The sequence below is a fragment of the Pseudomonas sp. PD9R genome, assembly GCF_019200975.1.
In the GTDB taxonomy this organism is placed as follows: Bacteria; Pseudomonadota; Gammaproteobacteria; order Pseudomonadales; family Pseudomonadaceae; genus Aquipseudomonas.
On sequence record NZ_JAHTMR010000001.1, the window covers coordinates 155,124 to 168,606 of the forward strand.

Consider the following 13,483-nt stretch of genomic DNA (forward strand, 5'->3'; position numbering starts at 1 on the left):
CATTTTTTTGCGATTTGCTCTGATAGGCTGCTGAAACACTCGTTTACAGGAGTTGTTCGCATGATTGGCAAGTTAATTTCGACGGGTTTCAGTTTGGCCACCTTGCCCGCCCGCCTGACTTTTCGCAGCGTCCGCGCCTTGGCCATGACGCCTGCCGAAGCCAGCCGCCTGCTGGCGGACATGCGTCAGGCATCGGATCAGGCGGTGCAGGAACTCCAGGGGCTGTTGGCCAACGTCGATGCGGACATGACCCACAAAACGGCGCACCTCAGTGCTGCCGATAAGCGCCTGGCAGCCGAACTGGCCCTGCACGCCGCCGAACAACACCTGAACATGGCCGCGATCAACATTCTGCGGGCCGTCTGGCTGACGCTTCACTCGACGCCGAACTTGCCGCCAAGCGAGCTTGATAAGCGGCTTGAACAGACACGTAACGACTAACAGACCGTCCGGCGGATCGGTCGATCCGAGCGAGAAATGGGAGCTCAGCATCCTTGAATCGGCGCTTCATGTGCAGATGGGGTTTAGGGCGCGCTTACAAAAGCTCATCATTGAATGCATTCTGCAGCCTAATTGTCATAGCCTCAAACGATCTCATTGTCAGGTTTGCTGTATGCGCATACAGTTAATCCACTGGGTGGTGGTGATGAGAGACGATATGATTGATGTGGACGGATTTGGCGGGTTTGATGCCTCTTCTTTGCGCTTGCATTGATCTATCCGGCACACCGTTCGGAGTTTTTAGTAATGAATGAATTCCGTGTGGCTGGTAAGATTCATGGATACGCTGACCCCCTCTGAACGAAGCCGTCGAATGGCCAGGGTGAAGTCAAAGGGCACCCGTCCGGAAATGGTGGTGCGTCGGCTACTTTTTTCGCTCGGCTATCGCTATCAGCTTCACGACCGTAGCCTTCCAGGTAGTCCGGACATCGTTTTCAAGCGTAAGAAAAAAGCCATTTTCGTTCACGGATGCTTTTGGCATCGACACGACGGCTGTGCGCTTGCAAGGTTGCCTAAATCGCGGCTGGACTTCTGGATTCCAAAATTGGAAGGCAACAGAGAGCGCGATGCACGCAAGCTGCTTCAGCTAAAATCACTGGGGTGGGATGCTTTTGTGATTTGGGAATGTGAGCTTAAAGATTTGAATCTATTAGAGAAAATGCTGAATGGCTTTCTTGGTCGGGGGAACACGCAATGAAATCCGTTGAGCTATTCGCGGGTGCGGGCGGCCTTGCTATGGGGTGTGAAATAGCTGGGTTTTCACACTTGGCTGTCGTCGAGTGGGATAAGTGGGCTTGCGATACCGTTCGTGAAAACCAGAAGCGTGGCTATCCCCTGGTGCAGCACTGGAAGCTGCACGAAGGTGATGTGCGTGGTTTTGACTGGAGCAGTGTTCCGGAAGGCATTGAGTTGCTTGCCGGTGGTCCTCCGTGCCAACCGTTTTCCATTGGCGGTAAACATGGTGCCTACGATGACAGTCGTGACATGTTCCCCGCGACAGTTGAAATCATCCGCAAATTAAAGCCAAAAGCGTTCATCGTAGAAAACGTAAAGGGTCTGACACGGGCTGCTTTCGCAAATTACTACCAGTACATTTTGCTCCAACTTGAGTTCCCAGAATTACCACGTCGAAAGGACGAGGGTTGGCATGATCATTTGATGCGCCTGCAAACCGAGCGAACCTCGGGTAAGCGCAAAGGTAAAGGTCATACCTACAACGTGGTACCAACCCTTGTGAACGCTGCTGATTATGGCGTGCCACAGAAACGGGAGCGGGTCTTCATCGTTGGTTTTAGGGATGACCTCGGAGTTGAATGGTCCTTTCCGGAAGAAACTCACAGCTACGATGCCTTGCTGCATTCACAGTGGGTTACCGGTGAATACTGGGCTCGACATGGTCTCAAAATGCCAGAAGTTCCTACCAAGCTTTTGTCACGTGTCCGTAAGCTGAAGAACGATCTGCTTCCCATGGATAAAGCGCCATGGAGAACGGTTCGTGATGCGATTGCCGATCTTCCTGATCCTGAAACCAAGGCAGCACTGAAAGTGCCTAACCATACATTTCAGGGCGGTGCTCGCTCATACCCAGGTCACACGGGGAGCCCGTTGGATTTACCAGCCAAAACTCTGAAAGCTGGTGACCATGGCGTACCGGGCGGCGAAAACATGTTGGTCAAGGCAAATGGCGATGTGCGTTATTTCACTGTCCGTGAAAGCGCTCGCATTCAAACCTTCCCAGACGGTTTCCGGTTCCACGGAAGTTGGTCCGAAACGATGCGACAGCTTGGTAATGCAGTACCGGTATTACTGGCGCAGCAAGTCGCTTCGAGTGTTGCGGAAAAATTGGCAATTGCTGAAATCATCCGCATTCAGAAAACCGTCAAGAAGGTGGTAAACGTCGCATGACGGGCAAAGTCATTCCATTCAATCCGTTAGACAAGAAAAATCTAGGTGCCAGCGTTGCCGAAGCGTTGCTGTCCAAGGAGGTACACCCACTCAGTGCATTACCTGCGTTTGATGGGGCAGGGGTGTACGCGATTTACTACACCGGTGACTTTCCTGCATATGCGCGTTTAGCGTCATTGAATCAAAGTGGGCAGTTCATGTTGCCGATTTATGTAGGCAAAGCTGTTCCTGCTGGCGCCCGAATGGGGGCTGATTTAGGTTCACCGGGGAAAGTTCTTCAAAAGAGGTTGAAGGAACATGCTGACAGCATTCGTGCGGCTGAGAACCTGAATATCGATGATTTCCATTGCCGTTTTTTGGTGGTGGACGACATTTGGATTCCGTTGGGTGAATCGCTAATCATCGCCAGATTTACACCGGTATGGAATTCGCTGATTGATGGCTTCGGCAACCATAACCCAGGAAAGGGGCGTCACGCCGGCATGCGTCCGCGCTGGGACGTATTGCATCCAGGTCGATCATGGGCAATGAATCTTGCTGAGCGGCCCGAGAAAGCGAAGGACATTGCCGATGACGCTGCGACTTACCTTCGTGAACGAGCCCCAAGCCTCTCGACCCAGTTCATCAAAGCAGAAGGCGAATAGCTGCTAGGGAAGGGCGGGTCTATCAATCGTCACAAGGGGGATCAGCTCAAAACCTGATCCCTTTTTATCTAGGGTTATCACATACGCCGCCAATAATCTCGGCGTGTGCGTTGTTGCTATCGGTGCTTATTCGGAAAGGTCGGGCTGAAAGTCACACCGTGTCGGCGTATCTATCGGCAAGCATCCCACGTGACTCGATATGGTTAATGCTTGAAGCGTGGCGTCCAAGATTCAATAAGAGCTTCCTCGTCTTCCTCGTCCTCTGGCTCGGGGACGTTGATGTCATACAGCACGGTTAGTGTTTTACCGTAGCGACCAAGGCCAACCACATCTTCGCTGATCTCGATGCTACGCCGTCCGCCGAACCAATCCTGAAAGTTGGAGGTTGCCTCGACCCGCACACCATGCAAAACATTGTCTACGACTTGGTTGAACGCGTAGGTTGCCGTGTTACGTGGTACCCCTTCCCGTTTCTTTAGCCAATCAATCCCGTCAATGTTCTTTAGCGTCGCTGACATGAAACAATGGTCGATGGTGCCGCCACGGCTGATGATGATGGCAACTGGATCGCGGGTGCATTGCGTGTACCGTATAGCGGTTGCATGCAGCGAGGTCTTGCACAGCGCCGCGAGGTTTTCGATTGCTGCCAAGCCGCTCCCCGCCTGTTGAATCGCCGGGTAAAACAGATGCCGGGGCATCAGAAAACTTGCGGCAAAGCGGTCCGCTTCGGCTTCATATTTATTGCCGGACGAAAACCCTGCGCGTGATAGATGCGAGCCGGTATCACCCGTTATGACAGCATCAGCGTGGCCGGGCAGGAAGTAATGTCCCAGTTCATGGCCGACACTGAAGTTCTCAAAACCCTCGTTTTGAAGGTGGGTGGCGTAGGCAATGGCGAAGTCGTTACCAAAACGAACCAGCATTCCCGAGACCCCCTCGCTTTGCATGGGCTTTGCTACGACCTCGATGCCTCGTCCGCGAGCGATTGCTTTGGGGTCGATGGGCAAGCTGACAACCCCCATCCCTTTGATTATTTGCTCAGCAGCGATTGAGGCAAAGGCATAGGGGTCGCTTTTGGTCATTACTTATCTTTCTCCTGTGCACGTTTGGCTAGCATCGTTATGAGGTCATCGGCCATTTTTCGGTCGGACCCATCAAGTGACTCATAGTGGCGGTGCAAACGATCAGCGCCAGCAAGGTCTTTGAACTCTTCAACGCGACCCAAAAGGTAGTCGGTAGTGACATCGAGGCTATCAGCAAGGATGCGAAGATTGTCGAAAGACGGTTTTCGAGTACCAGTTTCAAAGTGGGAGATTGCGGAAGGCTGCATACCGGCATTTTTGGCCAGCTCTGCTTGATTTAGGCCGCGATACTCACGTGCGGTACGCAATCGGTTAGGAAAGACCTCGGAAGGAGATGGAGGTGGTGGGGTTGACTGTGACATGACGGAACCGTATAGTTTTAGTTGACTGTTTCGTCATGGCCCTCTCGGCCTTTTATTTTGGCTGGGGTCATGACGAATTCGTCAAACTATAGATGACGATACTTGCGTATGCAAGAAGGAAGGCAATTGCTATGGCTGACGTACAAGTGACTTGCATCACCAAACCCAACACCCAAAGCACACATGAACACATCACGCATCTGGGCAACCCGGGCGGGAATTGGATGTGGACTCGCGAGCAGGTGATTCAAAGCATCGACGCCAAAACCAACACGTTCTACGTGATGGATTCGGCCAATGGACAACGTGCCTACATCGGCGTTGTCAGGGAGACAGGGAAGGCGCCGTATGTGCGCACCTATGCAGATGGACGCTGGAATAACAACTTGCTGTCTCTGAACCAATGCCCACTGAAATGATGTCGACATAATCGAGGATAAAATTATGACTACAAACAAAAAACCAGGTGAAAGCACTGGTGACAACGGCGGGATTTATCAAGAGGTCGGCCCCCGTGGGGGTAAGCTGCCGAACTACACAACCGTGCCAGACAACCGCCAGCTTCCCCCAACAACGAAACCCGGTCACGCCTGGGTTCCGGTAAAAGTAACACCTAACAGCAAGCGATAAGTTATGTACCCTTCCCACGGGCGGCTACGCCGCCCATTTTTTTGTCGTTTGATTTCCAAAGCCAAAGATTGATCAGGCTTGCGATGGGCGTGAGCCAGGACGGCGGGAATGTTTTCAGACTTACTTGTTCCGGTGACGTTTAGCCGTGGCGATGCCAATGCCCAATTCGGCTGCAACGCTTATCCGTATCTGTAATCATAAAAAATCCCCGTGGATCAAGTTTTGCGGGTTTTTCGTTTCTGCGTTGTACGTAGGTGTTGTACGTAAATTCGCAGCCAGAAAACCTCTGGGATGCAAAAAAATATTGGCGGCTTTTTTTTGATCGGACCATGCCAATAAAGTGGACCCATTTAGCCCCTTTAGCCCTTTCTGATAGCACGTAGTCGGGTGCCCCCATGTCACCCCCTTCGCGTAGCCCCGTCCAAGCTGGTTCGTCAACATGGGGCGATTTAACCCATAGTGTTGAACGTTCCTGGTTTTAACCTCTTGGTCTTAGCCTCACGCAATGTTTCAAGTGCTAGTTGGTGAATGCTTTTTCCCATGGGCGCATTTGCGTCAAATTAGCATGCTGGCAAAGCTGGTAAGCCTATAGGCTTCCGATGAAAAACGGGTTCACATGATGGTACGTTGACATTACACGATCAAAAGCGCCAAGCTTGGCAGCGCGTTTATAGCGAACCATAGCCAGGAGGGAGCCTTGCCGTATACCCCTAACCCACAGCATCGCAACAGAGCCTATGCCGGGATCAAGTCCCAGTGGACTGTGCCGGTGATCGACGAAATAACCTGTTTCGAGGATGCGGCCAACGCTCATTGGTTCGCGAAAGATTGCTACTGGGGTATCAAGGTTAATGATGGCACCATCCTGCCGCTTGGTACTGCTCCCCCGCCAGATAGCTGCAACGCCCACTTTGCAAAGTTTGTGGGCGATTCCCATTTGAACTGGCACGGCTATCCAGTAGCCCACTGGATTTCCCCCTGGGACAGACCGGCGCAATCTATACTTAGCGTATGGAAAGATGGGGGTTATATATCAAAAGTGCAGATGGCCCGTATTGTTAGGGGTAAAAAATGCGCTCTGTGAAAATCAGAATACCAGGTTCATTCTGGGACTCCCAAATATACTCGGGAGAGTTGTTGCTTCTTGGGGATGAGGGTGAGTTACATCGGGTGGACTGGGGCGCTTTCATAGATAGGGTTGCGCTTGAAAATTTAGCAATGCAAACAGCAATACGGGTAGCTTTCTCGGATAGCGATCTATTTTACAATCCTAAAGTGAGAAAGATACTCCGAGATCCGCATGTTGAAACTCCGATCAAGTCACAGCTTTTCTCACTTGCGGATTTTTCGCTCGAGGCTGCCGAGAGACTTAAATCCAAGGATTATTGGTCTACAAGTGACAGCCCATTTGATTTTCTTCCTACTGATACGGAAGTTTATTACAACCAATTTTTTGGGGGTGGGGAAGAGGGTTTGTTCTCGTTCCCAAGAACTGGGAAACACAAAAAATCCGAACTCCAGAAGCATCATGACGCCAGTGTCTTCCAGGTAAAAGCCTCGGACCGATTCAGTGCCATAGCAACGGCCGCTGGAGTAGACGGGCTGTTTGATTTCAACGTTCCCCGCTTTACTAGTCAAAGTGCTGGAAAGATCCTTGGTGATGGACGCCAGTTAGCCACGAACGCTTGCAATGCCTGTGACTGGGCTTTTCAGAGTGTGATGGGTTGGAGCCAAGACCACGGTTTTATGGCAAGCTTTAGAGAAGAGCGTGAACCTGGATCAAATAAAAAATTCAGAGTGTTCGATCGCGTTATAGACCAAGAAGAAATTTTTGGAGAAAGCGAAAGCCAGCGACCTGAAAGTTTTTGGGGAAGTCGCGAAAAAATATATAAAATATCCGACGGTGTGATATCGGTCCTAAACTACGCGGGCACCAAGGGTTTTGCTGGAAGTAATGCGAAGTTTGAGAAGAAGGGTGAGCAGGTTCTGCATATCAATGAAGAGCCGATAGCAACCGGTACTGCTCCATTTGGTACTGTTCTTGAAATGAGCGATAAGATCATTGTGCTTCGAAGTGATGGTGAAATTGAAACCTTTCCTGGGGAGCCCGCTCATTGGAGGGTTTTTCCTAGGTCTGAGCACTACAGTAATCAACTTCATATAGTCTACTCAGATTACGTTGATATCATTTCTTTTACACACGATTACTTTGTTGATCAAAGTTCAAAGATGTTTGGTTTTACTAAAGGGAGTGACTAGCTTCATCTGGAAAAACCGAAAGACATTGCAATTGAAGTTGCCATTGAGATCACGAACCCATTGAAATGTCATGTCGCAGGCTTGTATTGCTTGATCAATGGGTTCCCCCAGGTCCGGGTGTTTGCGGGTGGTTACTGGTTGGGGAATATAACCTGTCGCCTTTGCTCGGGGGGCTTAACCAAGTGCAAAGGGGCTGAATGAAAGACGTAGCTTTCTGAAAATAATCTTTGGCAATTCGGTTCGCAGAGCTGTTGACGCTGTATCTCACTCAGCAATTTGGTTACAAACGGACGAACTTGAATGTGTGGATTGTTCCGACCGTCTGTGCTAGCACGACAAAATATGATCTTTACTTCAGGGGCATGCCACCGAAGGGAGACTTATGGGATGGCTCTACACTGGTCATCGCGCGGATAGGCTTCAAAGTTCGGCGAAAGGGATTAGGACGGCACTTGCTTGGGTTCATTGCAGAGTGTGCGAACGCCGTCGGGTACGGCAAGGTAGGCATCGAATGTGCAAACCCGATCTGCCAAGTATTTGCCTCAAGATTTGCGTTTCAACAGTGTGAGGCAAGCTAAGGCATGAATAGCGTAAACGTGCCCACGTCGGTAGACACGCTGACAGATCGACTCGACGGGACCACTGGGTAAAAAAGTGATAACAACGAAGATGGTCGCTGCACTGATCTTGGACTAAGTCTGTGGTAGCGGCCATTTTCGGATCAATAGCGTTGATGAGTCATGATGCTGCTCGAGCAATCGCACCGCCATCAATGATAAAACCTGCTTGTGTGAGTCGCTCGACCAACCTTGGGACAGTCTCTTTTACATGGTCGTTAAATCCGATGTACAAGATACCGTCGGCATCAGAAGGGACCTCTAAGTGCCCTTTTTTCAAGATTGCTACGTGTGGGCGACCAAGAGCAGAAATTAACATCCCCATTTCAAGCACCACATTCTGGCGTGCGCGCGGTTCCACTTTCGCGTCTCCGTCCCGCTTTGAATATCCCATGTCATCAGGGGTCATCAAGACAATCCCGAATCTTGCTGCATCGGCGTTTCCGCCTATTTCGCCTTCTAGCGATTCGATGATGGTGAGGCCTCTACCACCAGTGTTAGCGAGGACGAAAGGATCAAGGCCCAGTTTGTGTAAGACGAGTTCTAGCTGTTCCCTTGCCACCGCATCGTGACCATGAACGACAAAGACTTTATCCTTTGCCTTGGCTGTCGGCGGGGTTGCAGTGTGCGTTTGAGCAGCAGCGGCAAATGCACCTACAGGCGCTGTAGCACCAGGTTCCACTCCAAGCTGGGCTTCAAGTTTAGCCCTGGCAGCAGCGGCACCTTGATACATGATGCGGCCAGAACCCGAGTACCAGTTCATGATGCCGCCCTCGTTGGATTTGAATTGCTTACCGTGTTCTATATCTGTCCACAGACCAACGCATCCAATTTCTTCGATTTTTTGCTGAAGCTCGTCAAAACTGCCTTTGAACTCTTTCATGGTACCGCTCCGTGTATGTGCTGGCTGCTTTGGATCAATGGGCTTTCATGCGCCAATTCGCACTGATGCAGCCGAACATTAGGGCTGCGCAGGTGCAATGTCCACATCAAACGAGGTCACGTTTACGGGTATTCAAAATTGTCCGGGAATTGCCATGATTCCTCAGGATGGGGTGGGATGCAGCCCAACAAGTCTTCGTACTGAGAATCATTCGGTTGCGGTTGAAGCTTGGGGAGAAATAAGTCACTCAGTCACGACTTCCACACACCCGGCCCAAAAAATGGTGCAAAGTCTGTGTCATTCTATGAATACCTTGAAAAGCGGTCTTCGTAGCTCTGTTATTGAATGTGTAGCGAGCGGCCAGAGAAAGCACAGGACATTGGTGACGACGCTGCGACTTATCTTCGTGAGCGAGCACCAAGTCTTTCGACCCAGTTCATCAAAGTGGAAGGTGAATACATTTCAAAAAAGGGGGACAAAGGTGCGCACATAATGGATGCCGACATTATGTGGCCTTTGCATAATCACCCTTTGACCGGGACGATTGGCTCACCTTTGGGGGTATGTCCAATTCAGTGGGGTGACTTGGCTTTAGTATGGCTTTTTCGCCGATGTGAGGTGTTTGTCGCTCTTTGCTCCCATACTGCTGGTAACTGAAGCGTTTGAATAAGCGTAGGAGTATCTATTTCGCCAGTACCCATGAATACGTGAGCAGGCTTCCATTCATTCAGTAAGCTGTCCACGATGCGTGCCGCCTGGGTTCGCACACTTGGTCGGGGTTTCAGTTCGATGGGATCATCTATCCCATCGCTTTTGTAGTGTAGGTATTGACCGTTACACAAATGAAGGCTGCCCGTAAATAACGTCACGTCGCCTAAGCTGAAGTCGAAAGCGAGCGATGCCCTATTCGGGTTAATGTAGATTGAACAAATGGATTTAGTTTTCCAATCGGGATTCGTAAGTCGCGAGGCTACAGCGGACTTAATTGTGAGGCTAGAACCCCGTCCGCAACAAGGGCAATGTTCCACTGGCTGTGGCTCGTCGATTAGCGCTAGTTTAATATTTTTCCCTATTTGTGATACTTCGTTAATGACCTCATCTGTCAACTGATCAAGGGTTCCATCGCGAAGATGGAAAGCCCTGACGAATTCAATTCTTTCGTCATTCCATTGCATTACCAGTTCTATCGAATGAATGAGTTCGAAGGTTCCGTATCCGGTGATGGTGGCTAGTATTTCAGGGGCTGGTTTTCTTGCTTCACATATAAATGCCTCCCAAGAAGCCTTGGAGGAAAGTAGTTTGGCACTGTCCAGTTCAAGGTGCTTAGATACCGGCGTATATTTGGATGGGCGGTGATGCAGATCATGATGTTCAACACAGAGAACCGCCATGTTCGCGTCAACCGTGTTAGAGGGATCACCGTCGATGTGATGCAGGTTTAGACCCATGCCATACCTTTTGCAGACACAGCAACGATTAGCGTTTGCTTCCAGCAGGCGGCGTTCTTGCGAAGGAGTGGGGCGTTTTCGAGACATTTTAGGATGGCTATCGTTTGAGTTGAGCTGAACGCCTAAGCCCGTCGAGGGGTGTAGGCTTGTACGGCCAGTTACTTGTGCACCTAGCCCTGGAATTCATAATGTTTAACCAAGGGGACCCAGAATGATGTTTAGGCCGAAAATAGGGTGGTGATGAAATTACCCCCCCCGGCGGAATCCTACTAGATTGTATTCCAGTGGCGTTTCACGGTTGCAATGCCAATCCCTAACTCTGATGCGACTTGGGTCTGTACGTATCCCTGGCTCTTAAGCTTTTGAACGCTTTCGGTCGTTTTCACCGCAACAGGGCGACCTAGCTTCTTTCCTTCTGCTTGCGCACGTTTTAAACCTTGCTGGGTGCGCTCGATTAGTAGATCACGCTCAAACTCCGCGACTGCGCCAAGGACTTGCATTGTCATCTTCCCGGCCGCAGAGGTTAGATCAACGCCACCCAAGGCCAAACAGTGCACTCGGATGCCTTCGTTTGCCAATGTCTCAACCGTGAGACATACGTCCATTGCGTTTCGACCCAAGCGGTCTAGCTTGGTAACGATCAAAACGTCACCCGATTCCATTCGGTCACGTAGCTTCTGAAACCCAGGTCGTTCTGACGCAGCAATGCTGCCTGAAATAGTTTCTTCGACCACTCGGTTTGATTGGATATCAAAACCTGCAGATTTCACTTCTAGCACTTGGTTTTCAGTGAACTGGTTCGCGGTGCTCACTCGGCAGTAAAGAAATGTACGCGACATGAGATTACCCTGAGGAAAGGATCATAAAAGGTAGTATCACTCTAGCGTGGTATCAAATACTATCAAGAGCTATTTTGTTGTATCGCACGGAAACGGTAAATCTTGGGCTCAAAAAACGGTCGTTTGGTGATGCGCTGTTATCATCGAACCCAAACACGGATGGAATCGATAAGGAGTGAGAAGTGGGTATTGCACTAGAGGATTTAAGACCGATCAGGAAGCGGATGATCATAGAGTGTGTGCAAAGCGCGGGTATTGACGTCCGAGCGTGGGGCTTCAGGAAAAAAGATGGTCAGCCAGTCACCCGACCTCAATCAAATGGCGGGTATTGCTATGAATGGTCTTTCCGAAGTGTCGATGGAAGCATATTGCTGTCCTGCGTTTGGTTCGAAGAAATAGGTGTCGATAGCCAAGGACGTGTGTGTTTCGTTGGAAATCTGAGGGCGTATGCCGACGCGTTGATCCGACAGCTTGAAAAAGACCCAAAAAACAGAAATCGAACGATCAAAGACCCACGTATCAGCCGTGCGCAGCATTTCAACGCTACTGTCCAGCTTGCCCACTTGAACTCGGCCCCTATGCGAGTGGTAATCGTGTCTGGGCCTGTCCGTGAAAAGGAAGATGAGGGAGATGAGTTCGACCGTGCGATTGGGCGACAACTGGATGACCTGGAATGGTTTGTCGAGTCGTTTGATGATGACACTGGGGCTTTCGTTTTGGTTCGAGGCAATCGCGACCAAGGGAATGTCAGTCTCGGAAAGATAGATACTGAGGGGTTCCCCACTCAGTCGGGTTTGGGCATCGTCAGCGATGTAGTCGTTGCAGATCAGTTTGCTACCGATGAACGGCCTGATACATATACGTATAAAGGCGTACAACGTTATCGTGATCCAAGCGTTCGTCGGCAGGTACTGGAGCGTTCTGAAGGGGGCTGTGAACTAACAGAGGTCCCCGGCTTTCGGATGGCGAATGGTGGTGTCTATCTAGAGACCCACCACATCATCCCACTATCTGAGGGCGGCCCCGACACGGTTGAGAACGTCATAGCCTTGTCTGCGAATGCACATCGACAAGCCCATTTCGGTGCAGAACGTGATCAGTTGCGGGAGCGCTGCTTGGAAGTTGTCGCTGCGAAGATGAAACGTCACAATTGAGATTTTCTGGAGCCAGTCAATTTGTTTGGTAATTAGCGCTGGCTCGAACTCAAAAACTAGGGGCGGAAGGTCAGACCTGTCACGAGATACTAACAAATTTGTCCGAAAGTCTAAATAATTTTCCGTATGATTGTTGTTGTCGTAGAAGCTCATCTAATGCAGACGTTTCGCCATGTATTGACTGGTTTAGTTTGTTTATGTGATTTGAAAGTTCATCGATTTCGTATTCCAGGTCCTGATGCTGGAGTTCTAGTTCTTTAAGTATCTGTTGGTGGCGCTTAAGAGCGTGCTTTTGATCTTCTAATTCAGATAGAAGTTCTTCTGCTTTCGATTCAAATTTTTGTTTTTCTGATTCCAACTGATGCAGGTCTTGCTCTGCTTGGCTCTGCAGTATGTATCGCTGATATTCCAGTGCGTATTCTATATCTAGTTCATCTAATGTCATGTCTAATTCCAAGTTTGGTGTGAGTTGTGATTGCGTTGGTTGTCTGAATCTTTGCATGAATGGGTTAATGCACAAGAGATTCAAGATTTATTTTCGATTTGGTCAAATGAATGATAGATAACGCAAAGCATTGAATAAGATCATTCCGCCGGTGATTGAGTAGATGATCATTGAAGGTTGTATTGTATTCATGGTTTGGCGCTCTTTAGTATTAGGTGTCGACGGGTATGAAGGATCACCCTTGACTGAATCTCCCATAAATCGATCCTGGAAGTACATATGTTATTTAACATGATAGATTTCCTATGTCTAATCCATTGCCTGGTTGGGGGCGTTAAAGACTACCTTGAATATTAATAACCAAGATGTCATGCAGTCTGATTTTCAATTGCATTGTAGTCGATACGAAAAAGTATTAACTGTCCGTCCACAGAATATAACCAACGTCCGACAGGCGCGGGCTTGGAGGTGTTTTGTTGTTTGCAAGTCGAGCTTGATTAAGCCGAAGGACAGACACGGAGAAATAGCGTTTTTGAATTTTATAAAATCATCTACCACGGATGCGACCACCCCAGCGGAAAGCCAGAAGTTTCGCATTTTTGAGGGTGGTATACATTCAATTTTACAGAATGGCTTACTCCAATCTAAACACTTTGAAGGGGTAATTTTAAAGCGATGGTGCTTGCATGGGTACGATTATGCTCAACCTACATC

At 49.6% G+C, this 13,483-nt stretch carries 14 protein-coding genes; 8 read left to right on the plus strand and 6 right to left on the minus strand.

Annotation, left to right across the window (positions count from 1 at the left end; all coding sequences use genetic code 11):
• The first annotated feature begins 60 nt into the window (after window positions 1-60).
• The 4 genes from KUF73_RS00670 to KUF73_RS00685 all read left to right on the plus strand — a co-directional run bounded on the left by KUF73_RS00670 (window position 61) and on the right by KUF73_RS00685 (window position 3,050).
• Window positions 61-441 (plus strand): hypothetical protein, encoded by a 381-nt coding sequence (locus KUF73_RS00670; RefSeq protein WP_009043509.1) that lies wholly within the window; start codon window positions 61-63, stop codon window positions 439-441.
• Window positions 442-778: 337 nt separating this feature from the next.
• Entirely contained in the window at window positions 779-1,198 is a 420-nt protein-coding gene (locus tag KUF73_RS00675; protein ID WP_218436127.1) for a very short patch repair endonuclease, read from the plus strand.
• Complete coding sequence (locus tag KUF73_RS00680; RefSeq protein WP_218436128.1) at window positions 1,195-2,406, plus strand: DNA cytosine methyltransferase; 1,212 nt, start codon at window positions 1,195-1,197, stop codon at window positions 2,404-2,406. Before KUF73_RS00675 ends, KUF73_RS00680 begins: the two co-directional genes overlap by 4 nt.
• Window positions 2,403-3,050: an Eco29kI family restriction endonuclease gene (locus tag KUF73_RS00685; protein ID WP_218436129.1), complete on the plus strand. Its 648-nt coding sequence runs from the start codon at window positions 2,403-2,405 to the stop codon at window positions 3,048-3,050. Before KUF73_RS00680 ends, KUF73_RS00685 begins: the two co-directional genes overlap by 4 nt.
• A gap of 203 nt (window positions 3,051-3,253) precedes the next feature.
• Here the strand turns inward: KUF73_RS00685 and KUF73_RS00690 are convergent, their stop codons facing one another.
• Together KUF73_RS00690 and KUF73_RS00695 are read right to left on the minus strand one after the other, a co-directional pair.
• A complete protein-coding gene (locus KUF73_RS00690) occupies window positions 3,254-4,132 on the minus strand; it encodes an ImmA/IrrE family metallo-endopeptidase (protein ID WP_218436130.1) in 879 nt (292 codons plus the stop codon).
• Window positions 4,132-4,494, minus strand: a complete 363-nt coding sequence (locus KUF73_RS00695; protein WP_218436131.1) for a helix-turn-helix domain-containing protein — start codon at window positions 4,492-4,494, stop codon at window positions 4,132-4,134. Before KUF73_RS00695 ends, KUF73_RS00690 begins: the two co-directional genes overlap by 1 nt.
• A gap of 131 nt (window positions 4,495-4,625) precedes the next feature.
• Here KUF73_RS00695 and KUF73_RS00700 point away from each other — a divergent pair, with 131 nt between their 5' ends.
• From KUF73_RS00700 to KUF73_RS00710, 3 genes are all read left to right on the plus strand, one after another.
• Window positions 4,626-4,913, plus strand: a complete 288-nt coding sequence (locus tag KUF73_RS00700) for a DUF3892 domain-containing protein (protein ID WP_218436132.1) — start codon at window positions 4,626-4,628, stop codon at window positions 4,911-4,913.
• A 908-nt stretch (window positions 4,914-5,821) separates the two neighbouring features.
• Complete coding sequence (locus KUF73_RS00705; protein WP_218436133.1) at window positions 5,822-6,208, plus strand: hypothetical protein; 387 nt, start codon at window positions 5,822-5,824, stop codon at window positions 6,206-6,208.
• Window positions 6,196-7,383 carry a hypothetical protein gene (locus KUF73_RS00710; RefSeq protein ID WP_218436134.1) on the plus strand — a complete coding sequence of 396 codons (1,188 nt, stop codon included), beginning with the start codon at window positions 6,196-6,198 and terminating at the stop codon, window positions 7,381-7,383. The genes KUF73_RS00705 and KUF73_RS00710 overlap by 13 nt, the downstream gene beginning before the upstream one ends.
• 738 nt (window positions 7,384-8,121) lie before the next feature.
• Here KUF73_RS00710 and KUF73_RS00715 read toward each other — a convergent pair.
• The 3 genes from KUF73_RS00715 to KUF73_RS00725 all read right to left on the minus strand — a co-directional run bounded on the left by KUF73_RS00715 (window position 8,122) and on the right by KUF73_RS00725 (window position 11,170).
• Entirely contained in the window at window positions 8,122-8,883 is a 762-nt protein-coding gene (locus KUF73_RS00715; protein ID WP_218436135.1) for a TIR domain-containing protein, read from the minus strand.
• A gap of 572 nt (window positions 8,884-9,455) precedes the next feature.
• A complete protein-coding gene (locus KUF73_RS00720) occupies window positions 9,456-10,331 on the minus strand; it encodes a hypothetical protein (RefSeq protein WP_218436136.1) in 876 nt (291 codons plus the stop codon).
• A gap of 269 nt (window positions 10,332-10,600) precedes the next feature.
• Complete coding sequence (locus KUF73_RS00725; protein WP_218436137.1) at window positions 10,601-11,170, minus strand: recombinase family protein; 570 nt, start codon at window positions 11,168-11,170, stop codon at window positions 10,601-10,603.
• Between the two features lie 182 nt (window positions 11,171-11,352).
• On the opposite strand from KUF73_RS00725, the gene KUF73_RS00730 reads away from it, so the two are divergent.
• A complete protein-coding gene (locus KUF73_RS00730; RefSeq protein ID WP_218436138.1) occupies window positions 11,353-12,324 on the plus strand; it encodes an HNH endonuclease signature motif containing protein in 972 nt (323 codons plus the stop codon).
• A gap of 79 nt (window positions 12,325-12,403) precedes the next feature.
• Here the strand turns inward: KUF73_RS00730 and KUF73_RS00735 are convergent, their stop codons facing one another.
• Window positions 12,404-12,769 (minus strand): hypothetical protein, encoded by a 366-nt coding sequence (locus KUF73_RS00735; protein ID WP_218436139.1) that lies wholly within the window; start codon window positions 12,767-12,769, stop codon window positions 12,404-12,406.
• Between the last annotated feature and the right edge of the window lie 714 nt (window positions 12,770-13,483).

Excerpts from the sequence above, each read along its gene's own strand:
- KUF73_RS00670 (WP_009043509.1), top strand. The coding sequence starts at position 61 with ATGATTGGCAAGTTAATTTCGACGGGTTTCAGTTTGGCCACCTTGCCC.
- KUF73_RS00675 (WP_218436127.1), top strand. The coding sequence starts at position 779 with ATGGATACGCTGACCCCCTCTGAACGAAGCCGTCGAATGGCCAGGGTG.
- KUF73_RS00680 (WP_218436128.1), top strand. The coding sequence starts at position 1,195 with ATGAAATCCGTTGAGCTATTCGCGGGTGCGGGCGGCCTTGCTATGGGG.
- KUF73_RS00685 (WP_218436129.1), top strand. The coding sequence starts at position 2,403 with ATGACGGGCAAAGTCATTCCATTCAATCCGTTAGACAAGAAAAATCTA.
- KUF73_RS00690 (WP_218436130.1), bottom strand. The coding sequence starts at position 4,132 with ATGACCAAAAGCGACCCCTATGCCTTTGCCTCAATCGCTGCTGAGCAA.
- KUF73_RS00695 (WP_218436131.1), bottom strand. The coding sequence starts at position 4,494 with ATGTCACAGTCAACCCCACCACCTCCATCTCCTTCCGAGGTCTTTCCT.
- KUF73_RS00700 (WP_218436132.1), top strand. The coding sequence starts at position 4,626 with ATGGCTGACGTACAAGTGACTTGCATCACCAAACCCAACACCCAAAGC.
- KUF73_RS00710 (WP_218436134.1), top strand. The coding sequence starts at position 6,196 with ATGCGCTCTGTGAAAATCAGAATACCAGGTTCATTCTGGGACTCCCAA.
- KUF73_RS00715 (WP_218436135.1), bottom strand. The coding sequence starts at position 8,883 with ATGAAAGAGTTCAAAGGCAGTTTTGACGAGCTTCAGCAAAAAATCGAA.
- KUF73_RS00720 (WP_218436136.1), bottom strand. The coding sequence starts at position 10,331 with ATGGGTCTAAACCTGCATCACATCGACGGTGATCCCTCTAACACGGTT.
- KUF73_RS00725 (WP_218436137.1), bottom strand. The coding sequence starts at position 11,170 with ATGTCGCGTACATTTCTTTACTGCCGAGTGAGCACCGCGAACCAGTTC.
- KUF73_RS00735 (WP_218436139.1), bottom strand. The coding sequence starts at position 12,769 with ATGACATTAGATGAACTAGATATAGAATACGCACTGGAATATCAGCGA.